Source organism: Chitinophaga sp. YIM B06452, assembly GCF_039655965.1.
Classification (GTDB): domain Bacteria; phylum Bacteroidota; class Bacteroidia; order Chitinophagales; family Chitinophagaceae; genus Chitinophaga.
Map to the genome: position 1 here is coordinate 191,677 of NZ_JAWLKY010000003.1, position 12,022 is coordinate 203,698.

Annotated in this window: 6 protein-coding genes; 3 read left to right on the forward strand and 3 right to left on the reverse strand. The window is 54.4% G+C overall.

Annotation, left to right across the window (positions count from 1 at the left end):
- The first annotated feature begins 35 nt into the window (after positions 1–35).
- From R3I13_RS17705 to R3I13_RS17715, 3 genes are all read left to right on the forward strand, one after another.
- Positions 36–1,163: a FecR family protein gene (locus tag R3I13_RS17705; RefSeq protein ID WP_346319289.1), complete on the forward strand. Its 1,128-nt coding sequence runs from the start codon at positions 36–38 to the stop codon at positions 1,161–1,163.
- Between the two features lie 143 nt (positions 1,164–1,306).
- Positions 1,307–4,681: a TonB-dependent receptor gene (locus tag R3I13_RS17710; RefSeq protein WP_346319290.1), complete on the forward strand. Its 3,375-nt coding sequence runs from the start codon at positions 1,307–1,309 to the stop codon at positions 4,679–4,681.
- Between the two features lie 10 nt (positions 4,682–4,691).
- On the forward strand, positions 4,692–6,275 hold the full coding sequence (locus R3I13_RS17715) for a RagB/SusD family nutrient uptake outer membrane protein (protein ID WP_346319291.1): 1,584 nt from the start codon (positions 4,692–4,694) through the stop codon (positions 6,273–6,275).
- 199 nt (positions 6,276–6,474) lie between these two features.
- Here the strand turns inward: R3I13_RS17715 and R3I13_RS17720 are convergent, their stop codons facing one another.
- The 3 genes from R3I13_RS17720 to R3I13_RS17730 all read right to left on the reverse strand — a co-directional run bounded on the left by R3I13_RS17720 (position 6,475) and on the right by R3I13_RS17730 (position 12,000).
- The gene (locus R3I13_RS17720) at positions 6,475–7,962 is read right to left on the reverse strand and encodes a glycosyl hydrolase family 28 protein (protein WP_346319292.1); all 1,488 of its coding nucleotides are present in this window, start codon (positions 7,960–7,962) and stop codon (positions 6,475–6,477) included.
- 25 nt (positions 7,963–7,987) lie between these two features.
- A complete protein-coding gene (locus R3I13_RS17725; RefSeq protein ID WP_346319293.1) occupies positions 7,988–10,099 on the reverse strand; it encodes an acetylxylan esterase in 2,112 nt (703 codons plus the stop codon).
- Between the two features lie 488 nt (positions 10,100–10,587).
- Positions 10,588–12,000, reverse strand: a complete 1,413-nt coding sequence (locus tag R3I13_RS17730; RefSeq protein WP_346319294.1) for a PQQ-dependent sugar dehydrogenase — start codon at positions 11,998–12,000, stop codon at positions 10,588–10,590.
- Positions 12,001–12,022: the final 22 nt, after the last annotated feature.

The following is a 12,022-nucleotide window of genomic DNA, read 5'->3' on the forward strand; positions in this document are numbered from 1 at the left end:
TATTAAAGCAGCCCTCCGGGCATAATATCAATACCGTGAACCGACAACAGGCAGAAGAACTTTTGACGAGATACATCCAGGGCACCGCCAGCGATGCAGAGCGGGCTTTGGTGGACCGGTGGTATGAATCAGAGGCTGCCCAAAAGAAACTGGACGACGGCCGGTTCTTCGAGCATCTTAACGCGGAGCTTTGGGCGGGCACGCTGCAGAAAGCGGGTCTTCCGCAACCGGTACGGAGGAAAATATTTCCCATTTACCGTGTGGCAGCCGCGGCTGCAGTGCTGTTGCTGCTTTCAGCCGGCGCGATGTTCTATTTAAATAACAAAAAAGCCGCTCCCGCTCCGGTAGAAACTGCGAGTGCACAACCGCAGATCGTGCCGGGCAGCAACAAGGCCATTCTCACGCTGGGCAATGGCGACCAGATATCGCTGACAGATGCGGCGGATGGAGAGCTGGCCAGGCAGGGAGATATCCGCATCTCCAAAACGAAAGATGGTCAATTGTTGTACGAGCCTGAGAACGGCGATGCCGGCGGAACGGCGAAACGCAACACCATCAGCACGCCACGCGGCGGACAGTACCGCATAGACCTGCCCGATGGCACGCGCGTGTGGCTCAATGCCGCTTCATCCCTCGTGTTTCCCGCATCTTTCGCCGGGTTGCAGGAGCGCAGCGTGGAGCTGACCGGTGAGGCTTATTTTGAAGTGGCCAAAGACGCGGCGAAACCTTTCAAAGTGATTAGCAATGCGCAAACCGTAGAAGTATTGGGCACGCATTTTAATGTCAATGCCTACAACGACGAACCGGATATCAAAACCACGCTGCTGGAAGGCGCGGTGCGGGTGAACGGCAGCATGCTCAGGCCCGGCCAGCAGTCTGTGCTGCTCAACGGCAGGCTCAGCATCAGGAACGCCGAAACCGAAATGGAAACCGCGTGGAAGAACGGGGAATTCATCTTCAACGGGCAGGACTTTAAGACCGTTATGCGCACCATTTCCCGCTGGTACGATGTGGATGTGGTATATGAATATGATCCGAAGCCGTTCCGCATTGGCGGCGAAGTATCCAGGAGCAGGAGCATTGCCGAAGTGTTAAAAATGCTGGAAGTAACAGGAGGCGTGAAGTTTAAGCTGGAAGGAAGGAAGATCAAAGTAATCAGGTAAGCCAGGATATAACCAGGTGCGCCCCGGAAGGCAGTAAATTAATAGGCCGGGGCATTTATCAACTAAAATAACGCAATTGAATGTTCAAAAAGATTACCGGAAAAGGTAAGCGGCTCCGCCATGCCTTGAAGTTTCCGCTGTTTATGAAATTTGCACTGGGACTGCTGGTTTCAGTCGCCCTGCAGGCCGCTACCGGTCCGGGTTACGCGCAAAATATCACCATCAGCGAAAAGAATGCGCCGCTGGAAAAAATACTGAAACTCATCCGCACGCAAAGCGGTTACGATTTTATGTATGATAAGGATCTTATCAGCAAAGCCGGCAAAGTTGACCTGCAGGTAAAGAACGTAACCGTGCAGCAGGCGATGCAGCAATGCCTCGCCGGGCTGCCGCTCAGCTTTTATATAGACGACCGGATGATCATCATCCGGAAAAAAGAAGCGCCGGAGCAGCAGCGGGCAGACAGTACCATTACCGGCACCGTGGTGGATGAAAAGACCGGCGAAAAAGTGATCGGCGCTTCCGTGACGGTAAAAGGTTCCGGCGCCCGCGCCGTAACAGATGCGAACGGCAACTTCCGTATTGCCGCTACCAAAGGCGCGGTAATAGTAGTGAGCTATATCGGGTATGAAAAAAAAGAAGCAGCGGTGAACGGGCCGGAGATCGTAGTGCGGATTTCCTCCACTACGGAATCCATGCGGGAAGTGGTAGTAACCGGCTACGGTGAAGTGCGCCGCCGCGACCTCACCGGTTCTATTTCATCCGTAAAGATGGCTGAATTCCACAAAGCGCCCGTGCGCACCTTCGAAGAAGCGCTTGCAGGCCGCGTGGCGGGCGTACAGGTGAGCTCGGTAGACGGGCAGCCGGGCGCGGACATGAAAGTGGTGATCAGGGGGAACAATTCCGTTACGCAGGACAATTCCCCGCTGTACGTGGTAGACGGCTTCCCGATGGAAAACCCGGACAACAACGCGATCAACCCCGCGGAAATTGTAAGCATAGAAGTGCTGAAAGACGCTTCTGCCACGGCCATTTACGGCGCCAGGGGCGCCAATGGCGTGGTGATGATCACCACCCGGAAAGGCCGCGAAGGCCCGCCCGTGATCACGTACAACGGCTATTACGGCATCCAGCAGAACATCCGCAGGATGGAACTGATGGACCCTTATGAATTCGTAAAATACCAGGTGGAGCGCGACAGCGCGCAAGCCAACCCCGTTTATCTCGCCAACGGCAAAAGCATTGAAGACTACCGCAATATACCCGGCCTCGATCTCCAGGATGAGATATTTAAAGTACGGCCCATGCAGAACCATTTTATTTCCATCAGTGGCGGCACCAAAACAACAAAATATTCCATCTCCGGTTCTTACCTGAACCAGGACGGCGTGATCATCAATACCGGCTACGACCGTTTCCAGGGCCGCATGAACATAGAGTCTGCCATCAACAGCAACTTCAAAGTAGGCGTAAATGCGAACCTCAGCCACATGGACAAATTCGGCACCGTGCCTTCCGCAGGCCGGGGAACGGTGGCCTCCACCAACCTGATGTACAGCGTATGGGGCTACAGGCCTGTAACAGGCGGCGCTTCGCTGATAGACGAGGAAATAGACGATGTGGTAGACGGCCTGGCGGACATGCGCTTCAACCCCCTGTATTCCGTACGGAACGAGCACCGGAAAACGATCTCCGACATCACGATGGTGAACGCCTATGCCGAATACATGTTCGGCAAATATGTAACGCTGCGCGTTACCGGCGGCATGACGAAGGAAAAGATCAAAACGGAAGCGTTCAATAACAGCAAGACCGCGCAGGGCAGTCCGCTCACACAGTCCGGTAAGAACTACGGCGTGAGCGGCTCGGTGAATTTCGTGGAAAGAAGCAGTTACCTGAACGAGAATACCCTCACTTTCAACAAGGAGTTGAACCGTTTCCACCGGCTCAATGCAGTGGCGGGTTTTACGGTGCAGACCAATAAAAGCTCGCTGGGCGGGTATGCAGCCAACATGGTGCCCAATGAAGCGCTGGGCATAGCAGGCCTGCGCGAAGGCACGCCTGTAACGGTGAACTCCGGCGCTTCTTCCTCCGCGCTGGCTTCCTTTCTCGGCAGGGTCAATTATACTTTCCGCGATAAGTATTTATTGACGGCCTCTTTCCGTGCAGACGGCTCTTCCCGCTTCTCCGACGGCAACAAATGGAGCTTTTTTCCCTCCGGTTCCGTAGCCTGGAGGATCAATGAAGAACCGTTCATGAAGCCGCTGGAATTTATTTCCAATGCCAAGCTGAGAGTGAGTTACGGCGCAACGGGCAACAACCGCGTGTCCGACTTCGCGTATCTCTCTGCTGTCACGCTTCCCGCAGCCACTGCATACAGCTTCAACAACCAGCCGGTGAAAGCCGCCATCCTTTCGGAGCTGGGCACCAAAAGCCTGAAATGGGAAAGCACGCGCCAGACCAATATCGGTCTCGACCTTGGCTTCTTCAACCAACGCCTCACACTGGAAGTGGACGCTTACAAAAAAGTCACCTCAGACCTTTTGCTCGATGCAAAAGTGCCTACGTCCATCGGTTTTACCAATGCGTTCAAGAACATCGGCGAAGTGCAGAACTCCGGCGTGGAACTTACGCTGAACGGGGATATCCTGGATAAGACGGCATTCAAATGGAATGCGGGTTTCAATATTTCATTCAACAGGAACAAAGTATTGCAGCTGGCGGAAGGGCAGCAGGAGCTGCTGTCTATCCTTCTCTGGAACCTCGATTTCAGCAAAGTGCCGCTGTACATCGCTGAAGTGGGCGCGCCGATCGCACAATACTACGGCTACATTTGGGAAGGCAATTACCAGTACAGCGATTTTAATGAAACGAGCCCCGGTGTATACATGCTGAAAGACGGCGTGGCAACTTATCATACCAACCGTGCCACCACACAGCCGGGTTTCATCAAATACAAAGACCTTAATGGAGATGGCAAGGTGAATACGGATGACCGCACCGTGATCGGCGATCCCAATCCTGATTACACCGGCGGTTTCACCAATAACTTTTCCTGGAAGGGATTTGACCTGAATATATTTTTCCAGTTCGCCGTAGGCCAGGAGATCTTCAACGCCAACCGCATCATTTTTGAAGGCGGCGGCAGGATGCACCAGAACATGTTTGCCACCTACAAAGACCGCTGGACGCCGGAGAACCAGAACAATACCTATTTCCGCACCAACGGCCAGGGCCCGGCTGATTTCGGGTATTCCAGCCGCGTAGTGGAAGACGGTTCGTACCTCCGCCTGAAAACGATGTCGCTTGGTTACAACTTCCCGGTAAACATCATCAGAAGGGCGAAACTCAGCAGCCTGCGCCTGTATGTTTCCGCGCAAAACCTGCTCACCTGGACGCGTTACAAAGGTTTCGATCCCGAAGTGTCTGCCTTCGACTCCGCGCTCACACCCGGTTTCGACTACTCTGTATATCCACGTGCCAGAACCATCACCTTTGGCCTTAACATGACATTATAAAAGAAGGAACATGAAAAAGACAATCGTCCTGTTCACTACGATCACACTGCTGGCCGGTACTTCCTGTAAAAAGTTCCTCGCCACCAAACCGCAGGATTTTTCTTCACCTGAACAATACTACAGCACCGAGCAGGAGCTGAACGAAGCCCTGGCAGGCGTATACAACGCCCTGGCGCTCGATGCTACTTACGGTCTGTATCTTTCCCTTTTCCTGGCGCACGGCAGCGATGAAGCGTTTTACAAAAGCACTACCACCGCGGCCAATGCCATGGCTTATGATCATAATACTGCGGACACCTACGTGGACGCTGTGTGGCGGGATCTTTACAAAGGCATCAACCGCGCCAATTACCTGCTGGCCAATATCAATAAACCCGTGATGAGCGAAGCTGCGCGTAACGTGATCAAAGGCGAAGCGCTTTTCCTGCGGGCGTTTATGTATTTTCAGCTGGTGAGCCTCTGGGGTGATGTACCGCTGCTGCTGGACCCTACGGAAGACAGCCGGAATACCGACAATCCCAGGACGCCCTCTGTTGAAGTGTTCCGCCAGATATTAAATGATATGCAAACCGCGAAGGACCTGGTGAATAGTTATACCGTAACCGGCAGGCCCGTGCATATTTCCAAAACCGCCATCATGGGCGTAATGGCGCGCGTATGCCTGAAAATGGCCGGTGAGCCGCTGAAAGACGTCAGTAAATACGAAGAAGCGCGTGCCTGGGCGGACAGCGTGATGCAATCCGGCATCCATCGCCTGAACCCGGATTACAAACAGGTGTTCATCAACGAAACAGCGGACCTGTATGATGTGCAGAACAATGAAGTGATGTGGGAAATAGAATTTTACGGCAACAGCAGCAGTACGCTCAAAATGGGCAGCCGCTTCGTAAACTATGCCTCCACGCTCAACCGCGACAACGTGGCGGGTTACGCCTATGAAAGGATTGGCGCCACCGGCACCCTCTACAGGATGTTCGCTCCCGGTGACCTGCGCCGCGACTGGAACATAGCGCCTTACAGCTTCCGCAGCAACAACGGCACGGAAGAAGTGCCCAAAGCCGCTACTGATATATATTCCAGGAGCTGCGGGAAATGGCGGAGGAAATACGAGACCGTGCTTCCGAGAAGCACCGACTACGGCCCGACCAACTTTCCCATCATCCGCTATTCCGATGTGCTGCTGATGTTTGCCGAAGCGGATAATGAAGTGAACGGAGGCCCGTCTGCCGCTGCATACAACGCCATCAACCAGGTGCGCAGGCGCGGTTACGGCAAGCTGCTGCCTGATGCCACGAATATCACCGAAGCGGACCTGGCGGGTTTGAACCAGGAAGAATTCAAAAAAGTATTGCAGCAGGAGAGGGCCAGGGAGCTGGCTTTTGAGTCACTCAGGAAACACGATCTTATCCGCTGGGGCATTTTTGTACCTGTGATGAAAGCCGTGGGCGCGGATCACGGGCAGAATGCACCTGCCAACCTGAGGTACGCCACACGCGGATACAACAACGTTTCAGAGAAACATAACCTGTTGCCGATACCCAGCCTGGAAATGTCGCTGAACAAAGCGATGGAACAGAACCCGCTGTGGAAATAGATTTAACTCCGGGAGGTCGTCGTTTCGAAAATACACGTCATTGCGAGGAGCAGCGGGGCATTGTGTGCGGGGCGCGACGAAGCAATCTCCCATCATTAGAATGTACTAATCCAATGGAAGAGATTGCTTCGTCGCCCTTCCCGCATTGGCCCCGCTGCTCCTCGCAATGACGGGCTTCTTAGCGATACTTATCTAAAAATCATTTTATCTTCATCACTTCTTTTTCCCAACCTAGAGGCGTTTCTATTTTTGCCAGGCGTACATTTTTCCCTTTGAAGAAAACGTCTGCCGTGCAGTTGGTCAGTTTGGCCACCTGCGCTACCTGCAAGCCTTCCACATCTTCCGCTACCAGCGGCGTGCGCGGGTCTGCTGCGGAAGAGCCGAGCATGAGGCCGTTTACCTGCACATTCTTTGCATGCCTGATGAAGAGGCCGGAGGAAGGAAGTTCTTTCCAGGCAGTGGGCTGCGGGTAACCTTTCTCGTCTTCCTTTACGGCTTCAATGTTTCGAAGATAACTGCCGGGCTGGAGGCCGCCCCTGTTGAAGAACTGGATATTGGATAGGGAAATATTTTCCACGTAATGCCCGGGGATGGCTGTAATGGAAGAGGAATAATTCCCGGTGCCGTATGCTGTCATATTGCTGATCACGATATTCTTCATTGTGCCGACGGGCGGGTTTTCTGCCGTGGCGGTATGTTTCCGGGCGCGGTTGCCCAGCCTTACGAATAACGGGCAGTCGGTGCCCTCTATCATAATGTTGCTGATGCTGACGCCTTCCATTGTTCCGCCATCCACGATCTCGAGGGAGAGGCCTGCAATGCCGCGCTGGGTGCCATAGATAGGAGGATGCGCGTTGCGGCTGGGTTTCACCACGCAGTTGGAAACGGATATATTCCTGAAACCGCCGGTAGATTCGGTGCCGGCTTTGATCGCGTTGCAGAAGCTGGAAACGATGCAGTTGGTGATCACCACGTTTTCGCAGGCTGCGGCGCCGGTGCTCTTCAGTACAATGGCGTCGTCGTCTGTGTCAAATACGGAATTGGAAAGAAGGAACCGCCGGCAGCCGTCTATATCAATGCCGTCGTTGTTGCGGTTGGCGTGATTGTATACGTTCACCCGGTCTACCACAACGTCTTCACAGTCCAGGTAATGCTGGTTCCAGATGGCGGCGTTGAGCATGGTCACCTGCTCCACTTTGATGTTGCGGCAGGAGATGAAGAGGATATTGCGCGGCCGCCCGTCCATATCGCTGCCCAGCTTGTTCTTAGGATTGCCTGGGTGTTTCGCGCCGTTCCCGTCGATGGTGCCGGGGCCGGTGATGGCGATGTTGGATGCCTCGTTGGCGTAGATCAGCGCATGCCAGCCGCCGGGATCTTTCTGGGAGCGGTATCTGGGCTGCGGTTGCGCAGGGAAATCTTCCGGCCTGGCGCTTGCCAGCAGCACGGCGCCCATTTGCAGGTGCAGTTCCACATTGTCTTTCATAACGATCGTGCCTGAACTGAAAACGCCCGCGGGAACGATTACCCGGCCCCCGCCGCCCGCATGGCATTGCTGTACGGCTTTATTGATGGCTGTTGTATTGACCATACCGCCGGGCTTTGCGCCAAATGCGGTGATGGGATAGTCTTTCGCAATAACGTGCTGTGCTGTGAAACAAAGCCAGAGGAACCATATCTTTTTTGTCATAGTTGTTGGATTTAATTATTCTTCATCAGTCTTTCAGCCACCAGGCCAGCGCATCCTGCACATTGCCTGCAGGTGTGGTCTTCAGCTGACTGTTATTGTCCCGGTAGGCTGCTGTTACCAGCTCCTGGTCCGGCGTTTCGGCGGCCAGCGGTTGCCCGTTTCCGTCTACCGCCCCTGCTATCAATAATCTGCGCGGCGCAAGACTGGCCGCGAGATCGGGGAGGTCATACACGCCCGCGGCGCCTGCCACCGCGCCCTGCACGAAACGCGATTGGAAGATGCGGCCGGAAACGATGGAATGCCAGGAAGTGCAGGGCTGCAGCAGCGCTACGCGTGTTATGTTTTTTTCGAAAGCCGCGGCATGCAGCAATACAGGCGACATCTCATCCAGGGCAATGCCATATATTTCTTTGATGCCGGTTTTACCAAGCAAACGCGTGAGCCGCACCACATCGCCCGCGCGGATGCCGGTGATGCTCCGGGCGGTTTGGATGGAAGCGAACCAGAGATTATAGGAAATGCTGTCGATGTAGGAATCGCCGATGAATTTTCCAGGCCCGGTTTCGCCGGTGCCAACCAGGTCCGGCGCCAGCACGGTAAATCCTTCTTTCACCAGCTTTTCTATGGCCCCGCCTGCCACTGCATCTGCTGCTTTGCCGGCAGGGTTCAGCCAGAGAATGGCTTTGCTGTTGGGAACAGCGGGCTTCATCAGCAGGTAAGGGATCACGTAGTTACCTTCGCCTTCAAGAAAAAATTTCTCTATCATATAACCTTCCCGTTGCAGGCGGCCGGTGAACACCGGTGCTTTACCCGTTCCGGGATCACGGTAGCCGGAAAGTTTCTTTGCAGATTCCAGCAGGGCGGGAAGGTAGGCGGGTATTTGTTTCCGTGCGGCCAGCAGGGCCTCGTGTTTTTTTTGCGCGGTTTTAAAGTTCAGGCTGAAAATAGTTTCTCCTTTCATAGAAGTATGCACCTGGCCCGTTGGCGTTACCTGCAACTCCTGCGGGCTCAGCGGCTGCACTTCTTCGTCATGCGGCGTGCCGGGTTGATGGAGATGTTTTTGCAGGAAGGCATAAAGGGCTTCCCGGTTCTTTTTGGTGGACGCATGCGGTGCATCGTCTGTCACCATCATAAAATTCTCCTTTTCCCCGTAAGCTGCATAAAGGGCTGAAACCTCGGCAGCTGCTTCAGTGGAGCCCTGGATGGAGAACATATCTCTCGTGGTGGTGATCATCAATGCGGGCCGGGGAGCGCGCACCATCAACAGGTCGCTCATATCCAGGCCGCGGGCTATGCCGTGGAAAAAATTCTGCTCGGCGTCCTGCGGACCGATTGATTGGAAAAGGCGGGTAAAGCTGGTGATGTAATTTTCCGGGGCCACGACTTTGATCCTGTCGTCGAAAGCCGCGATGTAAGCGCTTTGCGTGCCACCGCCCGAGCGGCCCGTGATGGCGATACGCTCAGGGTCTGTTTCTTTGCGGCTCAGCAGGAAGTCTACCGCGCGGATGCCGTCCCAGATCATGTACATGGCCAGGGTGTTACCGGTCATGAATACCTGCGCGCCGGGATAGGAGTGCTCGTTCGACGGCCACTTGTGCCGCGACTTCCGGGCCGTTGTGTCATAATATTCCAGCCGCTCGCCCTGCCCCACGGGATCGAAGGCAAACACGATGAATCCTTTTTTCACCAGGTTCAGCATCACCCGCTGGTAGGCAGGCGAACGGTAGCCTGTGGCGGAGTGGCCGCTGCAATAGACCACAGCAGGGGCTTTTGCGCCTTTTTTCAACCCGCCGGGGATGAACAGGGAGCCTGTTACGTACAATCCCGGCACAGATTCATAAATAATGTTTTCCACGCGGTAGTTGTCTTTCCTGGTCACGCCGGTCACTTTCGCGTTCAAGGGCGTTCTTTCCGGGAAGGCGCCCACCGCTTCTCTCAGGATGCGCCGCAGCCACTGCTGCCTTTGCTGCCAATCATTGGGCGAATGCAGGGCAGCCACTTCTTTCGCCCGCTTGTCCAGGTAAGTGAAGGCCTCTGCTGCCAGGTGGTGGTACAGCGAATTGGGTGCATCGGTGTATTGCATCCAGTTGCCCGTTACGTTCAGGTCCTGTTGGGCATTCTGGGCTTGAGCTGCCATGGCAGGCAGCATAAACATGCATGCTGTAAGGTATCTGCGAAGGCCGGTTATTTTTTTCATATTGATCATAATAATCTTTAGACGTTGCATGCGGAGCGATGAAGCCATATCCGGCAAAGTTATCATTGCGCAAAGCCCGTCATTGCTCCAAAGTCCGTCATTGCGAGGAGCAGCGAAGGGATTTGTGCGGAGCGCGACGAAGCAATCTCCAAACACTGGGTATCTCAATTCAACGCAGGAGATTGCTTCGTCGCGCCCCCGCTCTGGCGCTGCTCCTCGCAATGACGGATTTTTCAAGCGATGACGAACGCTCCCACAACGAAGGGCTTTTTCCTGCAACGGCTTAAACAAAAGATAACCAGTTTATCCTATTATGAGACAATCGAAAACGCCAATGGTAGTAGTAGTAAGGAATTTTTTTTCCCGGGAAGGCATAAAAAAAGTCCCGGTTGAGCCGGGACCCTTTTCTTCAATGTATGGCAGCGTATCTATTTTTTTCCGCCATAGCCGCGGTTGTCGTCATCATCATCGTGCCCGTGGCCTTTTTCCTTCACGAGTTTAAATACTTTCCCGGTATTGCCGGAAGGCCCGGCCATGCTGGAAACGGTGAGATATACCTCTCCTTCCATATCCTGCCCGAAACCTTTGAGATAATACCCAAGGTCTGAAGGCCGGTCTTTCAGCGTTACTTCGGAGTAAGACCATAAACCGCCGCCGCTGCGCGGGCTGGAAATGAACAGTTCAGCGTTCGGTACATTGCCCGGTTGGGAAAAACTGCCGAACAGGTATTTGCCCCTGAATTCAGGGATCTTATTCCCGCGGTACACATTCCCGCCAATAACGGTGGTCATCCTGCCGCCGGCGGGATTATTACTGTTATTGACCTCTATCACCGGGTCGATGAGGTTCATGCCGAACACGTCTGTATTGGGGCATCCGGGCAGCTCTACGCTGTTGTTGGCCGCATTGAAGCAATGGGTACCTTCTTTCACGTTCCAGCCGTAGTTTCCGCCTTTTGTTACCACATCGACTTCTTCATACAGTACCTGGCCCGCATCCCCGGCATAAAGCCAATGGTTGCCGCCCATGTCGAAAGAAAAACGATAGGGGTTGCGGAAGCCATAGGCCCATATCTCATCTTTCCCGGGCTTGTCCACGAAGGGATTGCTGGAAGGAATGCTGTAAGGGCTGCCGCTGTTCACGTCTATCCGCAGAATGTTGCCGAACAGGTTGGAGTCGATGTCCTGCCCGTTGCCGCCTGCGTTCGGCAGGTACCAGTCCATTACGTGGCCCGGCCCTACGTCGTTTGCGCCGCCGCCGTCGCCAATGGCGATGTAAAGGTAACCGTCGGGCCCGAATGCCAGCGTGCCGCCGTTGTGATTGCCCTGCGGATCATCGAGGTCCAGCAATACACGTTCAGACGCCATGTCTGCCATGTTGGGGTTTGCGGACACTTTGAATTCCGCGATGCGGCTGAGGTTGTTGAAACTGGTGCCTTCGCGCCGCGGGCGGTTGTAGTAGATGTAGAATTTCCCGTTCTGTTTGTAATCCGGGTGAAAAGCGAAGCCCAGCAGCCCGCGTTCGTCGTAGCCGGCATTCAGCGGTACCATCATGCCGGTAACGTCAATAAAAGGAGTGCCCAGCCTGGTGCCGTTCTTATCCACGATCCAGACCTTGCCGGCCTGGTCGAGGATGAACAGCCGTTTGCTGCCATCCGGCGATTCGGTGGCGCCAAGGGGAGAAACAAGATTGTCTGCAACAAGCTCTAACGTTACTGCCCTGTTGGGCCTGTCGTCAAATTTTTTACAGCCATACAACAACAGCGCGCCGAACAGCGCCGCTACAAATGCGCCGGGGATGTGGAGCGTAAGGCCGGCAGCCTGTGTGGAATTGATTTTCATAGTAATCACAATTTTAGATTGT

Bases quoted from the DNA above. Each gene is read 5' to 3' on its own strand.
- R3I13_RS17710 (WP_346319290.1), top strand. From the start codon at position 1,307: ATGAAATTTGCACTGGGACTGCTGGTTTCAGTCGCCCTGCAGGCCGCT.
- R3I13_RS17715 (WP_346319291.1), top strand. From the start codon at position 4,692: ATGAAAAAGACAATCGTCCTGTTCACTACGATCACACTGCTGGCCGGT.
- R3I13_RS17720 (WP_346319292.1), bottom strand. From the start codon at position 7,962: ATGACAAAAAAGATATGGTTCCTCTGGCTTTGTTTCACAGCACAGCAC.
- R3I13_RS17725 (WP_346319293.1), bottom strand. From the start codon at position 10,099: ATGGCAGCTCAAGCCCAGAATGCCCAACAGGACCTGAACGTAACGGGC.
- R3I13_RS17730 (WP_346319294.1), bottom strand. From the start codon at position 12,000: ATGAAAATCAATTCCACACAGGCTGCCGGCCTTACGCTCCACATCCCC.